The organism is Sphingorhabdus sp. (genome assembly GCF_046154385.1).
GTDB lineage: Bacteria > Pseudomonadota > Alphaproteobacteria > Sphingomonadales > Sphingomonadaceae > Sphingorhabdus_B.
Window position 1 is genome coordinate 1 of sequence record NZ_JBJXFW010000044.1, and the last position, 18954, is coordinate 18954.

The window sequence follows — 18954 nt, forward strand, 5'->3', positions numbered from 1 at the left end:
GAAAATTCCCGATATTTTCCCGTTAAATCGGGAAATTTCACTGATACGGGTCCGCTCAGGACTGCACCGCGCACCAGACAGTCGTTTTGATCCGAAAAGTCTGAGCCGATCAAGTTCGCCCCAGCCGCGCGACAATGGTCACGAAGAATGCAGTGGACCATCCCAGCAACAGCAGTCCGTTGATGCCCTCAATAGCGGCGACCAAACGCCAATCGGGATTTATGTAGCGGTCATCAAAGCCGATGCCGGCATAGCTGATGGTGGAAAAATAGACGGCGGTTTCAATATCGGTAACCGCGCCGATTGCTTCGAAGAGAAAGGCATAGAGCCAGATTTCTATACCATGAAGCGTGAACAGCCCGATGACCAAGGCAAGCGTAAAAAGCATAGCGCGCGCGGACATCGCGGCCAAGTGATGCGCCCGCTCCACCTGAATTTCGTTACGCAAACTTCGTCCCAATAACGCCAGCCCCACACCATGAATGACCACGGTAAGCAGCACACTGAATGTCGAGACAAAAAGTTGAACGAACATCTATCTACATGCAATCGGCGCACAAGGTAGCAGTGGGAATCGATTCCAGCCGCGCCGCCGAAATGGGTTCGCCGCAGGACAGGCATTTGCCATATTGGCCCTGATCCAGACGACCAAGCGCAGCGCGGGTCGCCGCCATTTCCTGCATGATCAGTTCATCTTCTGCAGCAAGCGATTCATCATCTTCCATTTCGATGGCTTGCTCTTCTGAATCAGCGCTCACCGGTTCGGTCAACTGGGCTTCTATTCGCCCTCCACGCAATTCGAGGTCCGCCAGAAGGGCAGCAAGTCTAGAGCGAACTTCCGCATCCTTGGTCATAACGGCACCTCGTTTGTCTTCAGCGCCAGTTGAACGGCGTCCAGCAGCGAAAGCCGTTCTTTTTTCAACTCTTCGGTCCTGTCTTCTGAGGCGGCTTCGACACCGCTGTCGATCCGGTGGATTTCACGGTTGAGCACATGATAGCGCTCAGCCAGCGCGGCAAAGCGCTTGTCCTGCGTCTTTAATGCATGGATTTGTGCTGCGGCATCCGGGAATTCGTCGTGTAGCTCATGTGGCGTATGGGACATCATCATTCTCCTTGGTGAAGGGGCATATGATGAAAATGGCTGAAGGCAGTTTAAGTTGCATTGCGCTAGATCAAGAACCGATGGCCCGTCATGGTGCCGTCGTTATAAACATGATATGACCCGTCCCGGGTGGCGCAGTTTTGCCAATGCGGGGGGCAGGCATGATGCAAAAACGGGTGTTGATATTATTGGCCAGCGGCTTTGAAGTGATGGAGGCCGGATGTTTCACCGAAGTCTTTGGTTGGGCATCACTTTACAGCCCCATATCCTTTGAACAACTCTCCGTCGGCTTATGCAGTCCGGTGAAGACCACATTCGGCTTTGACGTGCTTCCCGAAAAGCTGTTGTCTCACATCACATTAGAAGATTTTGACGCCCTGGTCATTCCGGGTGGATTTGGCGATGCGGGCTTTTATGATGAAGCGCTTTCAGAGCCTTTTTTGGAAGTGGTGCGAAATTTCGACAGACGCGCCGCACCAATCGCCGCAGTGTGCGTCAGCGCCCTCTGCCTTGCCGCGGCTGGCGTGTTGAAGGGACGCAAAGCAACGATTTACCATCAAGCCGGTGGAACCCGAAAGGCGCAACTGGAAAGCTATGATGTCCGGTTTGTTGACGAACCTATAGTGATCGACGGTCACATAATGACATCCACCGGACCCGGGACCGGAATCGAACTCGCGCTCACATTGCTCGAGACTTTAACGACCCCCGAATTTGCAACGGAAATACGACACCGCATGCGGATCCCCCTCCCCGACGCGAAATGGTATCGCGAAGCGCAGGTTTAACGGGGACAGTTACCCCGCCAAACCGGTCATGCCTTGGCTTTCAAACTGGCGGCCACGGGTACGCCGTGGCGCTCCAGGGCTTCGACGATTTTGCCTGCGCCTTCCAGATCGCCCCAGAACATCGGACCGCCGCGATAGATGGGCCAGCCATAGCCGTATATCCACACCACATCGATGTCGGATGCCCGCTGTGCCTTGCCTTCTTCAAGGATATGATATCCTTCATTGACCATCGGATATAAAGTGCGCTCGACAATTTCCTGATCGGATATGTCGCGTTTGGGAAGGTTTGAGGTCGCCCGGAATTCTTCGATAATGGCCAAAGCTTCGGCGCTGGGGGTGCCGACGCGTTTTTCGTCATAATCATAAAAGCCCTTGCCGTTTTTCTGGCCAAAACGTCCGGCGGCACACAGACCGTCGCGGATGCTTTCGATCCGGGCCGGATCGCGGTGCCAGCCAATGTCCAAGCCGGCCAGATCGCTCATCTGGAACGGGCCCATAGGCATACCGAAATCGGTATGCACCTTGTCAATCTGGGCCGGAGTTGCGCCTTCGAGCAAAAGCTGCATTGCCGGTTGCTGCCGTTTGGAGAGCATACGGTTGCCGATAAATCCGTCACACACACCGGCAACGACGGCGACCTTGCCGATTTTCTTGCCAGTCGCCATTGCGGTTGCCAATACATCAGGCGCGGTCTTATCACCGCGCACCACTTCGAGCAGCTTCATCACATTGGCGGGGGAGAAAAAGTGCATCCCCACCACATCTTGCGGACGGCGTGTCGCAGCGGCGATTTCATCGACATTCAGATAGGACGTATTGGACGCCAATATCGCGCCGGACTTGCAAATCTTGTCGAGCTTGCCGAACACCTCTTTCTTGACGTCCATATTTTCATACACCGCCTCAATCACCAGATCGCAATCGGCCAACGCGTCGAGTCTGAGTGACGGGGTCAGCAGCGCCATCATTCCTTCGACCTGTTCTGTCGTAAAACGCCCTTTGGCGGCGCTGGCTTCGTAATTTTTGCGGATGACGGCAACGCCGCGGTCCAGATTTTCCTGCACCATTTCGACGATCGTGACCGGTATGCCCTTGGCGAGAAAGTTCATCGAAATCCCGCCACCCATGGTGCCAGCGCCGATCACGCCGACGGCGTTAACGGGGCGCAGCGGCAAATCCTTGGGCAAGCCGTCAATTTTGGCCGCCTGACGTTCGGCAAAAAACATGTGCCGCTGCGCCGCGGATTGGGACCCGCCCATCAATTTTAGGAATTCGGTCCGTTCGAATTTCAAGCCGTCTTCAAACGGCAATCGTGTGGCAGCTTCGACACAGGCAAGATTTGCATAAGGTGCGTCAAAGCCTTTCCATTTGCGGGCGTTTACGGTTTTCAGATTTTCAATCGCGTCGACATCGCCTTGCACCGGCAAATCACGCGTGGCCCTTGGGCCGACGGCAATCAATTCGCGCGCATAGATGATCGCATCTTCGGCAAGAGTGGCTTCGCCCGCCAGCCGGTCGACAAGTCCCATTGCCAACGCCTTGGTCGCGGCAACCGGCTCACCCAGTGAACACATGGTTGCGGCGGCTTCGATGCCAACGATTCGGGGCAATCTTTGCGTTCCGCCAGCACCGGGCAGCAGACCAAGCTTTACTTCGGGAACGCCCAGCTTGGCAGAAGGTACCGCGATCCGGTAATGACATACCATAGCGGTTTCCAGCCCGCCGCCGAGCGCAGTGCCATGAATGGCGCCGACGACCGGCTTTGCTGCCATTTCGATCATATTCAAAACGGCGTTAAAGTCGGGTCCCTGGGCTGGCTTGCCAAATTCCGTAATGTCCGCGCCTGCAATAAAGGTTGAACCTTCGCACCGCAGGACGATTGCCTTGATAGACGGGTCGGCAAGCCCCTTTTCCATCCCATCCTGTATCCCTTGACGTACATGCCAGGACAACGCGTTAACCGGCGGGTTGTTGACCAGAACGACAAGAATATCGTCGATGACCTGAGTCGAAACAGATGACATGGAAAGCTCCTAAAAAGTGCGGGTCGGTAATGGCCAGACGTTGGTATATTTGCGTCCGGTTGGCAAGGGCGCGCCGCAGGATGATATTGCAACTGCAACTTCATCTGCCGTGTTAACCTTGTTCATCATGCACAACGTTAGATTTTTCAAGCCATAAGGCCCAAATATGGAACCGAAACCGGCCCTGATTTCTGAAACGTCGCCTTATCAGGTAACCGATATCGATGCGGCGAATGATGCTGACCGGCGTGAACACAACCGAAACATCAAAGTAATGCGGGTTGCACGGTTAAAAGACGTCAAATTGCACGCAGAGTGCCTCGGGATGGTCCGTGATGTGTCGTCTGGTGGCATGAAGATTGATGCCGATTTTCCGTTGGAAATCGGGCAGACTATTTCGGTTGCGCTGTTGGACGATCAGGAATTGAATGGCGGTGTCGTTTGGATCGATGGCAAAACAGTCGGTGTCAAGTTTGACCAACCCATTGCTGTCGAACAGATATTGGCCAGGCCATCGATAAAGACAGATGGCCGCCGCGCCCGCTTGCCTCGCTTCAAAGTCAACAAAACGGTGCAGCTTGCGTACAATGACAAGCCGGTCGAAGCCAAATTGATGGACCTGTCGCAACGCGGCGCAAAGCTGTGCAGCGATAGCAAGTTGAAAATGCACAGCAATCTGTTGGTCAGGCTAAGTCCGACCCAGGCCGTGCGCGCCTCGGTAAAATGGCAGACGACCAATATGCTGGGTGTCGAATTTCACCGTCTTTTGTCTGTCGAGGAACTGAGCGTCTGGCTTAAAGAAGGCTGACTATTTTGCCGAGGGCCGACTAAATGCAGCCTGTCCTTGACAGCGCCACTTAGGGTGAAGCATTAAGGCGCAAATTGGGGAGGGATGCGCGGATCGCAATATTGATCGGCCGTCCAGTTTTGAGAGCGGACGATGCAGAATATCTTATTGATCGTCGATCATGGCTTTTATCTGTTGGGGCTCACCCAATTTCTCGGATCGATGAGAGATTTCGAGGTTGAAACCGCATCGACGGCGGACGAGGCGACTGATAAAATCGAAGCTGCAACACCCGGTCTTGTTTTGCTCGATCCCAAAATGGATGGTGATCGCGGTGCGGAATTGTTAAAATTTCTTCGTCTGCATTTCCCTGAAATCCCGGTGATTTTATTCGTCACACAGGTCGACCCCGAACAGTCGATCGAAGCGATGCAGATCGGTGTCAAAGGCATCGTTTTGAAAGACGGCGATCCAGATATCATGGTGAACGCCATGAGTTCTGTTGTGTCAGGCGGTTACTGGTTTGAATCCAACATTACCCAGCCTGCCTTGCAATATTCCTTGGACAGACCCAAAAGGCTGACGCGGTCAGACGAGTTACTTACCAAAAGAGAACATGAAATCGTGGATTTAGTGTGCCTTGGCCTACGTAACCGTCAGATTGCCGACCAATGCAGCCTTACAGAAGGCACCGTCAAAATTCATCTCAACAGCATATTCCGCAAATTGAATGTCGCGTCCCGCGCCGAGTTGATTGTAAACCGCGAAGGAATGCGCGCCAAAAAAGCGACCTTCGCGATCTAAACTTAAACTCTTGTGCTTCGCCAGACTGGATAAGGCGAAGCACAGAAGTGATGTCTAAATGAGATCAGGCCTAGAATTTATAGCCGGCCTCAACCCCAATCAAACGCCGCGCGCCGGGGGATATGAAAGATCCGCCAAATTCAATCGCCGGGATGGCTTCGTTGATATATTTGCGATCCAGCATATTGTCGGCAAAGGCCGTCAGGTTCCAGTTTTCACCTTCAAGGCCGAACCGCAAGTTCAACACGCCGAACGCATTACGCTTTGCGACGCTATAGTTGGCATTTCCGACAAAGCCCGGAAGCGCCAAAGCCGATATCGGTAAAAGCTGACTGAAAATGGTGGCGCGGGTTTGATCCTGCACCGTATGGAACCAGGTCGGCCCTGTAATGCGGTAATCGGCGCGCATCACAAGATCGAGGCTGTCATTCAGCGGCGTATCAATCTGACTTCCCAGATTGATCGTATAGTCAGCGGTATAAGGCGACTTGTTTCCGACGGTGTAAGGACGCGATGCATTGGCTTTGATTTCGCTGTCAGTCACATTGACCGATCCGAACATTTTCCAACCATTTACGATCTTTACAGACGTATTGAATTCCACGCCCTTCACGTCGACTTTATCTATGTTCGAAACGACCCGCAGCAGACCGAAAGATCCTACGAAGAATTCGAAAAACTGCATATCCGTGATACGGGTATAATAGCCTGCAAGATCAAAGGTTACGCGATTGTCGAAAAGCGATCCCTTGATACCGGCTTCAAACGCGCTCGACCGTTCCTTGCGAAACAGGTCGTTAATCGTCACGCCTGCCCCGATTTCCGGGATGTTGAAGTTCGCATTTACCAGTGCCGACGAACCGGTGTTGTTAAAGCCACCCGATTTGAAACCAATGCCCCAGTTGGCATAGATATTGGTCGAATTATTGGGGGTGAAGCTTAACGTCACTTTGGGTTGCAATTGCTTAAAGCTGGCCGACTTGTCAGCAATACCGCCGGTTGCAGGAAGGCCTGGATTGATTTTCGCACCCGTGATCGGATCGAAAACATTGGGCACAAGATTTGAAGTACTGCGGTCCTCGACATCATAACGCAACGCCACACCAGCCTTGAATTGATCCGACACGGCATAGTCGGCCGAACCGAATGCGGCATAAACATCGGTCTTGAATGTGTCCGAAAACAGCTGCGATGTCGGGTTGCTGGTGCCCGGCGCGTTGTAAAGCCTGCGGCTCACGCCTTGGCCGAGATCTGCCCCTAAGCTGACGCCCACTGAACGGTCGATATGCAGACCATATACCCCCAATTGCCAATCGAGCGGTCCATCACCATTGGACGCCAGACGAATTTCACCGCTGAAATCCTTCTGGTTCCGAATTTGTAGCTGCGTACCGTCGCACGTCGTCGGGCTATAAGCACCGAAAGTAGAACCGGTCGCTGGCGCAAAAATGAACGGTACGGGCACTGCACCTATTGCACCAGGTGCATTGATGGGAAATCCGGTAAGTGCGGCCGTGGTGGCAAAACACTGGTTTTGCACTGCCAAATTGGTTGCGTTAGCCGGCGCGCCCAATGCAGGCGAAATATACCGCGCAAAATCAGCCGACGTGCCGTCAGCGGTCAAACTTTGGTCGACATCCGAAAAGAGCGCCCAAGCTGTCAACTTGGTCGATCCAAAATCATGTTCGAGCTTGGCAGAAACATCGATCGTCCGTTGATCGTTGGTCGGGCGGATGTTGCCATAATAGCCCAGTTCATGGTCGTCGACATCTTCAAAGAAGGCACCGCCAAAAGCTTCGATATGGAACACCGAATTGAAGTTGATCGAAGCACCCGACAGTTTTGAATAGCGCGCCTTTACGTCAATGTTCGTCGCATCACCGATATCGGCCACAAAACGTGCATCGATTGAGTAAACTTCCTGATCGTCCACCACTTTACGATCCAGGAACGTATTGCGGTAAAAACCATCGGTCGTCCGGTAGTTACCCGAAAGCACAAGGCCGGCATTATCGCCAATCGGCGCTGATATATAAGCGGAGCCTTCGATGGTTTGTTCATTGGCGTAGCTGAATTTCACCGCACCTTCGAGCGTATCGCCCGGTTTGACCGTCGAGATCACAATGGCACCAGCGGCGGCATTGCGTCCGTAAATAGCGCCTTGCGGACCTTTCAGAATTTCAATCTGGCGCAGCGTTCCCTGCGTCTGGTTCAATTGCGCGGTGTTGGTTTTTAAAATGCCGTCGACAACGAGTGCGACGGAGCTTTCCGCGTCGCGCGCGCCGTTGATACCGCGAATGTTGATCTGCGTATCACCGGCCTCTGCTGTCCCTGTAACAATGGTGACGCCGGGTGTCAGTTGCGCAAAACCCTGTGCGTTGTCTGCACCTGTCTTGGCGAGTGAATCCGCGTCGATAACTGATACAGAGGCCGGGACATCAACGAGCCGCTCATTCTGCCTGCGGGCGGTGACGATGATTTCTTCGGACTCGGCACCGTCTTCAGCATCTTGCGCGAACGCCATGCTGGGCAACATTGCGGCGGCCGCAATGGACGTGAGGAGTGCACTTTTGGTGATACGCATGTAACAAAACTCCCTAGTTTTCGCTTTTATTGCTTTACCGGCAGCTTATTGTATACAAATACCATTCGTCAAGAGGAGCATTGCACCTATGTCCCGGGCCTCGGATCGCGCCTATAATCACATCCGCAACATGATCCTGTCGGGAGAATTGTCGCCGGGCGAGCAGATCCGTGAGGAGGCTTTGGCCGAGCTTTGCGGCGTTTCGCGCACCCCAGTGCGCGACGCCTTGCGGCGGTTGGAGGCCGAGCTTTTCATCCGCCGGAACGAATCGCAGCGCAGCTTTGTCGCCGACTGGTCGCTGGATGACCTCGAAGAAGCATTCCAGTTGCGCGCCATGCTGGAGGCTTATGCCGCACGCCGCGCAGCAAAGCGGATTTCCTGGGATCAACTTGCCCGCCTACAATCCCATAATGATGCGATTCGCCAAGCAATCACGGCGTCCACGCCCGACATACCCAAATTTCTTGACCATAACCGGCAATTCCACGCCATCGTCCTGGAGGCGGCGGGGTCCGAGCGCTTGGTAGGGATGCTGGCGCAAGTGATTGAGCAACCAGTCGTTCTGCGCACCGCGCGGCAATATGACATGGAAAATCTGAAGCGGTCGCATCATGAGCATGACGAACTGCTGATCGCCTTTGACAATCGCGACGGAGAATGGGCGGCCGCCGTCATGACAGGCCATATCCGCCGCGCCTTTCACGCCTATGCCGCCGCGCATTCCGGCGACACGGAAATCCAGCGGACCGACGAAGCTGCATAATCCTGTTTGATTTTGTATACAATTATGGCATCATTTAATTGTGATGAGCATTCCCGATCGTATAGAATTTGTCGAAGTCGGGCCACGCGATGGCCTGCAGAATGAAAAGCTGCTTGTGTCCACACAGGACAAGCTGGCGCTGATCAGCCGTGCACTAGACGCCGGTGCGCGGCGGATCGAAGTGACGAGTTTCGTCAACCCGACCCGCGTCCCGCAAATGGCCGATGCCGAGTCGGTCTGCGCGGGATTGCCGGTGCGGGACGATACGACCTTTATCGGCCTGGTCATGAATATGCGCGGCGCGGAACGTGCGCTGGCCACAGGCCGTATCGACCAGCTGGGGGCCGTCGCCGTGGCAACGGATCGTTTCGCCATGGCCAACCAAGGCCAGACCAGCGACGAATCGGTTCAGGCGGCCAAAAGCATTATCGCCCTTGCAAATGCCGAAGGCCGCACCGCCCAATGCACGATCGCAGCTTCGTTCGGCTGCCCTTTTGAAGGTGAAGTCGCGCAGGACCGTGTTGTTGAAATGGCGGCTGCGCTTGCCGAGGCAGGGCCGGTCGAGATTGCCCTTGCCGATACGATCGGCGTCGGCAACCCCGCCCATGTGGCAGCGTTGATCGCGCGTGTGCGGGACGCCATCGCGCCCCTGCCAGTCCGCGTCCATTTCCACAACACCCGCAACACCGGTCTTGCCAATGTCTGGGCCGCGGTAACTTCAGGCGCGAGCATCATCGACGCCTCGGTCGGGGGGTTGGGCGGATGCCCCTTCGCCCCGGGTGCGGCCGGAAATGTTCCGAGCGAAGACGTCGTCTATATGCTGGAACGTGCGGGCATTGATACCAGCATGGATCTGGATCGTTTGATCGAAACCAGTCGCTGGCTTTCGGACATAATGGGAAGAAAACTGCCCGGAATGGTGGCGCAATCGCCTGCCTTTCCTGTGGCAGCTTAAGGGAGAAGAATATGGGTTATCGTTTGGGAGTTGACGTAGGCGGGACATTTACGGACCTGTTGCTGTTCAATTCCGACACCGGAGCCTTTTGGCGCCACAAGACCCCTTCGACGCCGCACGACAGCAGCGAAGGCATTTTGAATGGCGTTACCGCAATCTGTGGACAGGCCGGGGTAGCGACCGCCGAGATTGACTATTTCCTTCACGGAACAACGGTCGCCACCAATGCGGTGCTGGAAGGCAAAGGCGCGCGCGTCGGCCTGATCGTGACCGAAGGCTATCGCGATATCATGCAAATCGCCCGATCCTATGTCCCCGGCGGCCTCGCCGCGTGGATCATCTGGCCCAAGCCCACACCGCTTGCCGCGCTGGAAGATACGGTGACCGTGGGTGGACGCATGAATGCGCAAGGCGAAGAAGTGCGGCCATTGGACGAGGCAGGTGCCCGCGCTGCGCTGACCCAGTTGAAGGACAAGGGCGTCGAAGCCATCACGGTCAGTTTCATGAATGCCTACACCAATGGTGCGCACGAGGCGCGCGTAGGTGAATTGGCGCGCGAGATTTTTCCCGACGCACCCATATCCTTGAGCCACGAAGTACTACCCGAAATGCAAGAATATGAGCGGACATTGACCACGGTCGCCAATGCTGCCGTCCGGCCGGTGGTCAGCAAATATGTCTCCAACCTGCGCGACAAGCTTGCGGTGTCGGGCTTTTCCGGAAAGCTGTCCTTGCTGCGGTCCGATGGCGGCCTGATGTCTGCGCAAAAGGCGCAGGGGCATCCGGTCAACATATTGATGTCCGGTCCTGCAGGCGGCGTGACCGGCGCGCTGTGGGTTGGCAAAAATGCCGGCATCAAGAATATCCTGACACTCGACGTCGGCGGCACCTCCACCGATGTGGCGTTGATCGAAAATCTGGAACCGCGCCGCGTGCGCACCACCGAAGTCGGCCATCTTGCGGTTCGCGCGTCTTCGCTGGATGTGAAAACCGTCGGCGCGGGTGGCGGGTCGATTGCCTATGTCCCCGAACTGACCGGTGCCCTGCGCGTCGGTCCGCAATCGGCCGGAGCGGTCCCGGGACCTGTCGCCTATGGCAAGGGCGGCGAAGCACCGACGGTAACCGATGCCAATGTCGTGCTGGGCTATCTTCCTGAAAATCTACTCGGTGGCAGCTTCAAGCTTGATCGAGAAGGCGCGAAAAAGGCGGTGCAGACCATCGCCGATGCATTGGGCATTGACCTGATGGCGGCGGCGCGCGGCATCATCGATATCGTGAACGAAAATATGTTCGGCGCACTGCGGATGATTTCGGTGCAGCAGGGCTATGACCCGCGGCATTTTGCGCTGATGGGCTTTGGCGGCGCAGGCCCCCTGCACGTCAATGCCGTGGCCCGCTTGATGGGAAGCTGGCCCGCAGTCTCGCCGGTCTCTCCCGGGGTGCTGTGCGCCTTGGGCGATGCCACGACGCGGATGCGGACCGAGACGGCACGTTCTTTCTCCCGCCTTGCGACGACGACCGATGCGGCGGAGCTGATCGCGATATTGAAGGAAATGTCCGACCAGACACGCGCCGAGTTGCGTTCCGATGGCATATCCGAGGCGGATATCACCAGCGAGTTTGAAATCGACGTGCGCTATTCCGGACAAGCCTTTGAAGTGCCCCTGACGATCACCCCTGAAATATTGGAGCGCGACGGCATCGACGGAATTCTGCGCCGCTTCGACGAGGAGCATCTGCGGCTGTTCACGTTCAACATGGATACCCCGCACGAGATCGTGAACCTGCGGGCGGTTGCCCTTGGTCAAGCGCTCGACCTGCCTGCGGCCGAATTGCCGAAAGGCGATGGCAATCCGGCCGCCGCCAAGATGCGCGACCATGTCCTGTGGATGGACGGCAAGGAACAGGCGGCAATCATCTATGACCGGGCGAAGCTGAAACAGGGGGATGTCATCCCGGGACCAGCCATCGTTATCGAGATGGACTCGACCACACTCATCGAAACCGGCTGCGTCGCGACTGTCGACAAGGTCGGTAACATCTTGATCAATCTGGCTTGAGGAGAATCAGCCCATGCCCGCCACTATCATCCAGACAAACCACACCCCCTTCGAAAAGAAGGTCATTGATCCGGTCACTCTCGACATCATCGAAAACGCGCTGCGCAACGCCCGCATCGAAATGGATGCCACGCTTGTCCGCACCGCCATGTCGCCCGGCATTCGCGAACAGGGCGATGCCTTCCCCCTGATCGCGGACCATACCGGCAAGATGATCGTCGGCCAGTTCGGCAGCTTCATCGGCGGCTTCCTCGACAATTGGGAAGGCACGCTGGAGGATGGGGACATGATCTTCCTGTCCGACCCCTATTCCTGCGCCGGTGCCGTCAGCCATAGCAATGACTGGCTCGTCCTGTTGCCTGTGTTCAAGGACGGACGGCTGATCGCCTACACCTCCATGTTCGGGCACCAGTCGGATATCGGCGGCAAGGTCGTCGGCTCGATGCCCATCAATGCGCGCTCCATTTTCGAAGAAGGCGTCCGTATTCCGCCGGTGAAAATCTGGAAGAAGGGCGAATATAATGAAGACCTGATGAAACTGGTCATGCACCAGACGCGCAAGCCGGATTGGTGTCAGGCTGACCTCAACGCCCTGATCGCCTCCTGCCGCGTGGCCGCACGCCGCGTGATCGAAATGGCAGCGCGCTTTGGTGACGATGTCTATATTTCGGCCACGCAGGAACTGCTTGCCCGCAACCACCGCGCGATGAAATCCCTGATCGCGATGGCCATCGGCGAAGAGCCGGTGAGCTTTGAAGACTATATTTGCGACGATGGCATGGGGTCCGGCCCCTATAAGATCAAATGCACCATGTGGCGCGAGGGCGAAAAGGTCGTTCTCGATTTTGCAGGAACCGACCCGCAAAGCCAGGCGTCAATCAACTTCTATCTGAACGAGAATATGTTCAAGATGTTCTTCGGCATCTACATGATCATGGTCTTCGACCCGCAGATATTGTTCAACGACGGCTTCTATGATCTGATCGATGTGCGCATTCCGGACGGCTCCCTGCTCAAGCCGAAATTCCCGGCAGCACTGTCGGGGCGCACCCATGCGCTGGGCCGTATCTTCGACATATTGGGCGGTCTGTTGGGACAGAAAACACCCGAATTCCTGAACGCCGCAGGCTTTTCATCGTCGCCGCATCTTTTCTATTCGGGCAATGACAAAAAAGGTGACTGGTTCCAGCTGTTCCAGATCGGCTTTGGCGGCATTCCCGGCCGGCCGATGGGCGATGGACCGGATGGCCACTCGCTGTGGCCCGGCTTTACCAATGTGCCGAATGAATTTCTGGAGCGCTATTTCCCGCTTCTTATCGAACGCTACGAAACCGAACCCGACAGCGGCGGCGCAGGCCTTCACCGCGGCGGTAACGGCATCCACATGACCTATCGCTTCCTCGCGAGCGGCACCATCTCGATCCATGATGACCGCTGGTTCGTACCCCCATGGGGCGTGAATGGCGGCGAGCCCGGCAAACGCGCGCGCAAGGTCCTGGAAAAGGCCGACGGCACGGCCAAGATCATCGGCAACAAGGTCGAGGATGTCCATGTCGACGAAGGCGACCAACTGCACTTCATCACCTGGGGTGGTGGCGGCTGGGGCGATCCGCTGGACCGTGACCCGGCACTGGTCGGCAAGGAAATCACGCAAGGACTGGTCACCGTCGAAGGTGCCAAGGCCTATGGTGTGGTCGCCGGACCGGACGGCGCGGTTGACCAAACCGCAACCGAAGCGCTGCGCACAAAATTGCGTGCGGAACGGCCTGCCCTGGAGCTGTTCAACTATGGCCCGGCGGTCGAACAATTGCGCGCCGACTGCGTCGCCGAAACCGGATTGCCTGCCCCCATTCAACCGAAATGGGCAGTTTTGGAGGCAGCGGAGTAACGTGGAAAACACCGGCGCACTCAAGGATATCCGCGTTATCGAATTGGGCCAGCTGATCGCCGGCCCCTTCTGCGGACAATTGCTCGGCGACATGGGGGCGGAGGTCATCAAGGTCGAGCCGCCCGGTCAGGGCGACCCGATGCGCAATTGGGGACGCGGCGACGACAAGCTGTGGTGGGAGGTGGTAGCCCGCAACAAAAAGGCCGTGTCCGCAAATTTGCGCATCGCGCAAGGTCAGGAACTGGTCCGCAAACTGGTCGCGACCGCCGATATCCTGATCGAGAATTTCAAGCCCGGCACCATCGAAAAATGGGGCTTGGGCCCCGATGTCCTGCAGGCGATCAACCCGCGACTGATCATCGTGCGCGTGTCCGGCTATGGCCAGACAGGCCCCTATTCGGCGCGTGCCGGATTTGGCGGAATTGGCGAAGCGATGGGCGGATGGCGCTATATTGTGGGCGATCCCGACCGCGCGCCCAGCCGCATGGGCATTTCGATCGGCGACACGCTGGCCGCGACCTATGGCTGCATGGGCGCGCTTGCCGCGCTGCATGCCCGGGAGACTACCGGCAAAGGGCAGATTGTCGACAGCTCGCTTTATGAATCCGTGCTGCAGGTCATGGAAAGCGTTGTGCCGGAATATCACTGGTCGGGCTATATTCGCGAACGTTCCGGATCATTCCTGCCCGGCATCGCACCGTCCAATGTGTATCAATGCACCGATGGCGAATATCTGATCGGGGCCAATCAGGACGCAGTGTGGGCGCGGCTCGCCGAAGCAATGGGTCAGCCGGAACTTGCGAGCGACCCGCGTTATGTCGACCATGTTTCACGCGGAAAAAACCAGATCGAACTCGACAATCGCATCAACGAATGGACCAAAACGCAGACCGTTGAAAGTCTGGAAGCGTTGATGATCGCTCATTCGATACCCGCGGGCAAGATGTACAGGGGCCCCGAAATGTTGGCTGACCCGCATTTTGCAGCGCGAAATTCAATTATCGATGTCGAAACCGAACGCTGGGGCACATTGAAAATGCAAAATGCATTTCCGAAATTGTCCGCGACGCCAAGCCATGTGCGTAGCCCGGCGCCTTCTGAAGTGGGTCAACATAACATGGAAATTTATCGGGACTTGCTTGCAATGGGGGACGCCGAACTGGCGTCACTGAAAGCTGCGGGCGTTATCTAATGGAAGATGTTGCGGCCAATTACGCGGCAGCTTTCGACGGGCATTTGCCTTTCGGCAACCGCCCAGCCTTGTTGATCGTTGATTTCGTTATGGCATATCTGGATCCGTCCTCGCCCTTATATGCCGGAGTGGAAAGCGCGCTGGTGAGCAATGAACGTCTGCTGAAATTGGCGCATGAGCTCAAGGTTCCGGTGTGGTTTACCAATGTGGTTTATGATGCCTGCGGATCAAATGGCGGTTTGTTTTACAAAAAGATCCCGGCGCTCAAGGTTTTTAATGAAGGTTCGCCCATGGGTGAATTTCCGCCTTCGCTGCAACCGGCGGCGACCGATATGGTGATCAGCAAACAATATGCGTCAGCCTTTTTTGGAACCGGCCTTGCAGATATGTTGAAAGAAAGATCTATCGACACAGTTGTAATCACCGGCCTGTCAACGTCCGGCTGCGTTCGTGCAACCGCCCTTGATGCCTTGCAGCACGGCTTTGCGCCATTTGTCGTAAGGGAAGCCACCGGCGACCGCCACGATGCTCCTCATGAGGCGAGTCTGTTTGATTTACAGGCCAAATATGCCGAGGTGGTCAGCGAAGAAATGGCCGTAGAGTTGTTTAAATCTGCCATGCGTAATCGCACGTAAACCTTGGTTTTGCACCACCAACCGGAGTGAATTGTCAAGTTTTCAACCCAATATTTGGCGGCAAAAAAATGGAGGAATGACGCCAAAGTGGCGAACATTCCTCCTTAAAAGGCGATACCATTTTCGGGAAGGATGCGTACCACCCGAAAGCTTTTTGCCGAAAGAAATCCTGACGGCAAATTATCCGGCCCCGCTGTCATGACAAAGGAAGGCATTGCCAATTTAGGGGAGACAGAACTCTCAATCCAATTTCGCAAATTGCTCTGCTTCAAATTCCGGCCTGAAAAACGGAATGCAGCATCCGGCGCTCCAAAACCCACTTACCTAACTCACCAGTCGCAGCTCCGGGCGGCGTGCCTGTTTTTGCCAGTGCTCTAACGGGGCGGGTTCACCGTAAAAATAGCCTTGGTAAAAATCCACGAGCGACTTGGGGAAAGCCAGAATATCTTCGGCCGTTTCCACGCCTTCGACCACGAGTGCAGCGCCATAAGTGCGCGCAAGTACGGCCTTGTCGATCAGATCTGCGTCCGGAATTTTTCCACTGGTCATGCGGAGTTTGACAACCGCAGGGATCAGGACCGACAAATAGAGCGCGGTTGAATTCCCCTCCCCAAAATCGTCCACCACCATCTGAACACCCATTCCATCCAAGGCGGCGGCAAATTCCGCCGCAAAGAGCATATTGGAGATCGAATGTGTTTCTGTAACTTCGACATAGAGTCGCGGGCATATCTGCGGAGCGCCCATCAACATTTGGACAATTTTGTCGCATGCTTCTTTATTGCTGAGCGTTGCGCCAGAAATATTTACGCCGATGTTGAAATTTTCGCACGCCGCAAGTGCCGCAATAGCAGCTTCGAAACTGCGAATATCCAGAGCGAGGATTTCCCCCGTAACCTCAAACCATGCGATAATAGTCTGCGTGTTACGTAACCTGCCCATGGTGTTACGGAATCGGGATAGCTGCTCGTGATACAAAATTTCTTTTGTACGTTTGCAAATGACGGGCTGGTAAACAAAGTCGACATTTTCGATTTTAACGTCGCTTGCAACAGGGGGACTCTTTCGTCCACTTATTCCACTATAGTAAGACATAGAGGCCCATTCCTAGATATGTGTCAGCACAATAATGTATTCATCTTTTAGGCTGCGTTCAGAATCCTGGATCTCGACCATCGATGGAGGGGGAAAGCTAACAAGCTAAAGCTTTCCCCCTCGTCGGGTGACAATGGATCAATGGCGCCGGCTCAGTTGCGACCCGAGCTTGAGCTAGCGCCTCCATCATCTATGCCGACAGCTGGAGACCCTAAAGAGGGACCTGCCGACATATTCGATCTCATATTCTATTTCTGTAACGGTCAATTTTCAAAATGAACGTCACAACCTGAATGCGGGTATAGATAGCATCACTATGATTGTCAATATTGTTCTTCGAAGGTGAACTGAATTATAATATGGCCCTGTTATTCCTTCCTTAAATAACAATGACAGTGAGCACCCTGTCACTCGATATCGAGCGAGCTACCGGCAAAAAATATAGTTTTGATTTTCGACAGCGCTGATTCGCATATGATCCTTGAAAGCGCTGGACCGCTGGTGCAAAGCGCTGTCATCGGATCGCGCTTCGTCACGGAGTATCTATGAAAGACAAATTGGTTACCATTTTCGGGGGCAGCGGTTTTCTGGGCCGTTATGTCGCACAAGAAGTGCTCGCACGCGGCGCTCGAATCCGTGTGGCGTGTCGCACCCCTTCCCATGCAATTTATATCAAGCCACTCGGCAATCTGGGGCAGGTCCAACTGATCTCGGCTGACATAAGGAAGCCCGCGAGCGTGAACCGCGCCCTTGAAGGCGCAGACGCCGTAATCAATCTGGTCGGAAGCTTCGCAGACATGGACGCAGTCCAAAATGTTGGCGCAGGTACAATCGCGCGGGCCGCTGCCGGACATGGCATCAAAACGCTCGTCCACATATCGGCTATTGGCGCAGATCCGGCGAGTGCGGCACAATATGGGCAAAGCAAGGCCGCTGGGGAGATCGCGGTTCACGCCGCCTTGCCGTCCGCTGTCATTTTACGGCCATCGATTATTTTCGGACGTGAAGATCAGTTTATCAACCGGTTCGCCGGGCTGATCCGGATGCTACCGGTCGTTCCGGTCATTGGGGCATCCACAAAATTTCAGCCGGTTTATGTAGGTGACGTCGCCAAAGCCATTGCCGCAGCTTTGTCCAATCAGAATGGCGAATTGTACGAATTGGGCGGGTCGCAAATTTTCTCCATGCTGGAATTGAACACATGGATTGCACACGCAATAGGCCGTGACCCATTGTTTTTGGAGATACCCGATTTTGCCGCAGAAGCCCTCGCACGAGGGACGGGCTGGTTGCCGGGCGCCCCTATTACGATGGATCAATTTCGAATGCTGGGCACCGATAATATCGTCACCGGCTTGGATGGCCTAGCCGCTTATGGCATTGTTCCCACACCCATGGATATCGTGGCACATGACTGGTTGAGCATCTATCGCAAGCATGGCCGGTTCGGAAAGTCGGACGCGACGGCATGACAGACTGGTTGGTTGCGATCATCCTCGGCATCGTCGAGGGTTTGACCGAGTTCCTGCCCGTGTCATCGACCGGCCATCTTATTCTGGCGACTGAACTGCTGGGTTACGACGCAGGACGCTGGGCAATTTTCAACATCGCCATCCAACCCGGAGCTATCCTGGCCATTGTCGTATTGTACTGGCGCACATTTATGGATGTCCTGAAAGGGTTGTTCACGCTGGAATCAGGCGCGGTGGCGTTTGTCCGGAACCTGCTTCTTGCTTTTTTTCCAGCCGTTGTTCTGGGGCTGGCCTTCGGCGATATTATCGAGGTGATGCTGGAAAATGCGGTGATAGTTGCATGGGCGCTCATCATTGGCGGCTTTGCCATTCTGATCGTTGAAAAATACGCAAAGCCCCAGGAGAGCGGCGGCGTTGCCGCGCTATCGGTAAAGCAATCCGCGATGATCGGGCTGGTTCAATGCCTTGCCATGATCCCCGGGGTCAGCCGTTCCGGTGCGACCATATTAGGCGCTATGTCCTTGGGAATCGACCGCAAAACAGCTGCGGAATTTAGCTTTTTTCTCGCGCTACCTACATTGAGCGGAGCAACCCTTTTGCAATTGTTCAAACATCGCGATCAAGTGAGCATGGACGATATGGGGCTTATCGGCATCGGTTTCTTTGTTTCCTTCATTGTTGCCTGGGTTGTGATCAAGGCATTTTTGGCTGTTGTAACCAGATATGGTTTTGGACCGTTTGCATGGTACCGAATCGTGGCCGGAACGGCAGCCTTGATATGGCTGGCACAGAGATAGGGCCG

At 55.4% G+C, this 18954-nt stretch carries 17 protein-coding genes; 11 read left to right on the forward strand and 6 right to left on the reverse strand.

The features are described from left to right. Positions 1-109: 109 nt before the first annotated feature. Genes ACKVOS_RS08155 through ACKVOS_RS08165 form a run of 3 tightly spaced genes read right to left on the reverse strand, consistent with a single transcriptional unit; the run spans position 110 to position 1108 of the window. A complete protein-coding gene (locus ACKVOS_RS08155) occupies positions 110-535 on the reverse strand; it encodes an ion channel (protein ID WP_409211516.1) in 426 nt (141 codons plus the stop codon). A gap of 4 nt (positions 536-539) precedes the next feature. Next, positions 540-854, reverse strand: coding sequence for a TraR/DksA family transcriptional regulator (locus tag ACKVOS_RS08160; protein WP_409211517.1), 315 nt, complete (start codon positions 852-854; stop codon positions 540-542). Then, positions 851-1108: a YdcH family protein gene (locus tag ACKVOS_RS08165; RefSeq protein WP_409211518.1), complete on the reverse strand. Its 258-nt coding sequence runs from the start codon at positions 1106-1108 to the stop codon at positions 851-853. The genes ACKVOS_RS08160 and ACKVOS_RS08165 overlap by 4 nt, the downstream gene beginning before the upstream one ends. 155 nt (positions 1109-1263) lie before the next feature. Here ACKVOS_RS08165 and ACKVOS_RS08170 point away from each other — a divergent pair, with 155 nt between their 5' ends. Continuing rightward, on the forward strand, positions 1264-1890 hold the full coding sequence (locus tag ACKVOS_RS08170; RefSeq protein WP_409211519.1) for a DJ-1/PfpI family protein: 627 nt from the start codon (positions 1264-1266) through the stop codon (positions 1888-1890). 26 nt (positions 1891-1916) lie between these two features. Here ACKVOS_RS08170 and ACKVOS_RS08175 read toward each other — a convergent pair whose 3' ends face one another. Continuing rightward, positions 1917-3917, reverse strand: coding sequence for a 3-hydroxyacyl-CoA dehydrogenase NAD-binding domain-containing protein (locus ACKVOS_RS08175; RefSeq protein WP_409211520.1), 2001 nt, complete (start codon positions 3915-3917; stop codon positions 1917-1919). 166 nt (positions 3918-4083) lie between these two features. Between ACKVOS_RS08175 and ACKVOS_RS08180 the strand changes: the two genes are divergently transcribed. Together ACKVOS_RS08180 and ACKVOS_RS08185 are read left to right on the forward strand one after the other, a co-directional pair. Then, positions 4084-4725, forward strand: a complete 642-nt coding sequence (locus ACKVOS_RS08180) for a PilZ domain-containing protein (protein ID WP_409211521.1) — start codon at positions 4084-4086, stop codon at positions 4723-4725. A 132-nt stretch (positions 4726-4857) separates the two neighbouring features. After that, a complete protein-coding gene (locus ACKVOS_RS08185; RefSeq protein WP_409211522.1) occupies positions 4858-5508 on the forward strand; it encodes a response regulator in 651 nt (216 codons plus the stop codon). 70 nt (positions 5509-5578) lie between these two features. On the opposite strand, the gene ACKVOS_RS08190 is transcribed toward ACKVOS_RS08185, so the two are convergent. Further along, positions 5579-8092: a TonB-dependent receptor gene (locus tag ACKVOS_RS08190; RefSeq protein WP_409211523.1), complete on the reverse strand. Its 2514-nt coding sequence runs from the start codon at positions 8090-8092 to the stop codon at positions 5579-5581. Between the two features lie 88 nt (positions 8093-8180). On the opposite strand from ACKVOS_RS08190, the gene ACKVOS_RS08195 reads away from it, so the two are divergent. From ACKVOS_RS08195 to ACKVOS_RS08220, 6 genes are read left to right on the forward strand one after another with little or no spacing between them, the layout of a single operon-like run. Beyond that, positions 8181-8855: a GntR family transcriptional regulator gene (locus ACKVOS_RS08195; protein ID WP_409211524.1), complete on the forward strand. Its 675-nt coding sequence runs from the start codon at positions 8181-8183 to the stop codon at positions 8853-8855. Between the two features lie 43 nt (positions 8856-8898). Then, positions 8899-9810: a hydroxymethylglutaryl-CoA lyase gene (locus ACKVOS_RS08200; protein WP_409211525.1), complete on the forward strand. Its 912-nt coding sequence runs from the start codon at positions 8899-8901 to the stop codon at positions 9808-9810. 11 nt (positions 9811-9821) lie between these two features. Next, a complete protein-coding gene (locus ACKVOS_RS08205; protein WP_409211526.1) occupies positions 9822-11870 on the forward strand; it encodes a hydantoinase/oxoprolinase family protein in 2049 nt (682 codons plus the stop codon). 13 nt (positions 11871-11883) lie between these two features. After that, a complete protein-coding gene (locus ACKVOS_RS08210; protein ID WP_409211527.1) occupies positions 11884-13758 on the forward strand; it encodes a hydantoinase B/oxoprolinase family protein in 1875 nt (624 codons plus the stop codon). Between the two features lies 1 nt (position 13759). Continuing rightward, entirely contained in the window at positions 13760-14950 is a 1191-nt protein-coding gene (locus tag ACKVOS_RS08215) for a CaiB/BaiF CoA transferase family protein (protein WP_409211528.1), read from the forward strand. Continuing rightward, positions 14950-15585, forward strand: coding sequence for an isochorismatase family protein (locus ACKVOS_RS08220; protein WP_409211529.1), 636 nt, complete (start codon positions 14950-14952; stop codon positions 15583-15585). Before ACKVOS_RS08215 ends, ACKVOS_RS08220 begins: the two co-directional genes overlap by 1 nt. Positions 15586-15909: 324 nt before the next feature. Here ACKVOS_RS08220 and ACKVOS_RS08225 read toward each other — a convergent pair whose 3' ends face one another. Beyond that, positions 15910-16680 (reverse strand): EAL domain-containing protein, encoded by a 771-nt coding sequence (locus ACKVOS_RS08225; RefSeq protein WP_409211530.1) that lies wholly within the window; start codon positions 16678-16680, stop codon positions 15910-15912. A 545-nt stretch (positions 16681-17225) separates the two neighbouring features. Between ACKVOS_RS08225 and ACKVOS_RS08230 the strand changes: the two genes are divergently transcribed. Further along, entirely contained in the window at positions 17226-18152 is a 927-nt protein-coding gene (locus ACKVOS_RS08230; protein ID WP_409211531.1) for a complex I NDUFA9 subunit family protein, read from the forward strand. Beyond that, positions 18149-18949: an undecaprenyl-diphosphate phosphatase gene (locus ACKVOS_RS08235; protein WP_409211532.1), complete on the forward strand. Its 801-nt coding sequence runs from the start codon at positions 18149-18151 to the stop codon at positions 18947-18949. Before ACKVOS_RS08230 ends, ACKVOS_RS08235 begins: the two co-directional genes overlap by 4 nt. Positions 18950-18954 lie beyond the last annotated feature (5 nt).

Bases quoted from the DNA above. Each gene is read 5' to 3' on its own strand.
- ACKVOS_RS08165 (WP_409211518.1), bottom strand. From the start codon at position 1,108: ATGATGATGTCCCATACGCCACATGAGCTACACGACGAATTCCCGGAT.
- ACKVOS_RS08195 (WP_409211524.1), top strand. From the start codon at position 8,181: ATGTCCCGGGCCTCGGATCGCGCCTATAATCACATCCGCAACATGATC.
- ACKVOS_RS08210 (WP_409211527.1), top strand. From the start codon at position 11,884: ATGCCCGCCACTATCATCCAGACAAACCACACCCCCTTCGAAAAGAAG.
- ACKVOS_RS08185 (WP_409211522.1), top strand. From the start codon at position 4,858: ATGCAGAATATCTTATTGATCGTCGATCATGGCTTTTATCTGTTGGGG.
- ACKVOS_RS08180 (WP_409211521.1), top strand. From the start codon at position 4,084: ATGGAACCGAAACCGGCCCTGATTTCTGAAACGTCGCCTTATCAGGTA.
- ACKVOS_RS08225 (WP_409211530.1), bottom strand. From the start codon at position 16,680: ATGTCTTACTATAGTGGAATAAGTGGACGAAAGAGTCCCCCTGTTGCA.
- ACKVOS_RS08160 (WP_409211517.1), bottom strand. From the start codon at position 854: ATGACCAAGGATGCGGAAGTTCGCTCTAGACTTGCTGCCCTTCTGGCG.
- ACKVOS_RS08235 (WP_409211532.1), top strand. From the start codon at position 18,149: ATGACAGACTGGTTGGTTGCGATCATCCTCGGCATCGTCGAGGGTTTG.
- ACKVOS_RS08175 (WP_409211520.1), bottom strand. From the start codon at position 3,917: ATGTCATCTGTTTCGACTCAGGTCATCGACGATATTCTTGTCGTTCTG.
- ACKVOS_RS08170 (WP_409211519.1), top strand. From the start codon at position 1,264: ATGATGCAAAAACGGGTGTTGATATTATTGGCCAGCGGCTTTGAAGTG.
- ACKVOS_RS08155 (WP_409211516.1), bottom strand. From the start codon at position 535: ATGTTCGTTCAACTTTTTGTCTCGACATTCAGTGTGCTGCTTACCGTG.
- ACKVOS_RS08220 (WP_409211529.1), top strand. From the start codon at position 14,950: ATGGAAGATGTTGCGGCCAATTACGCGGCAGCTTTCGACGGGCATTTG.
- ACKVOS_RS08230 (WP_409211531.1), top strand. From the start codon at position 17,226: ATGAAAGACAAATTGGTTACCATTTTCGGGGGCAGCGGTTTTCTGGGC.
- ACKVOS_RS08205 (WP_409211526.1), top strand. From the start codon at position 9,822: ATGGGTTATCGTTTGGGAGTTGACGTAGGCGGGACATTTACGGACCTG.
- ACKVOS_RS08190 (WP_409211523.1), bottom strand. From the start codon at position 8,092: ATGCGTATCACCAAAAGTGCACTCCTCACGTCCATTGCGGCCGCCGCA.
- ACKVOS_RS08200 (WP_409211525.1), top strand. From the start codon at position 8,899: ATGAGCATTCCCGATCGTATAGAATTTGTCGAAGTCGGGCCACGCGAT.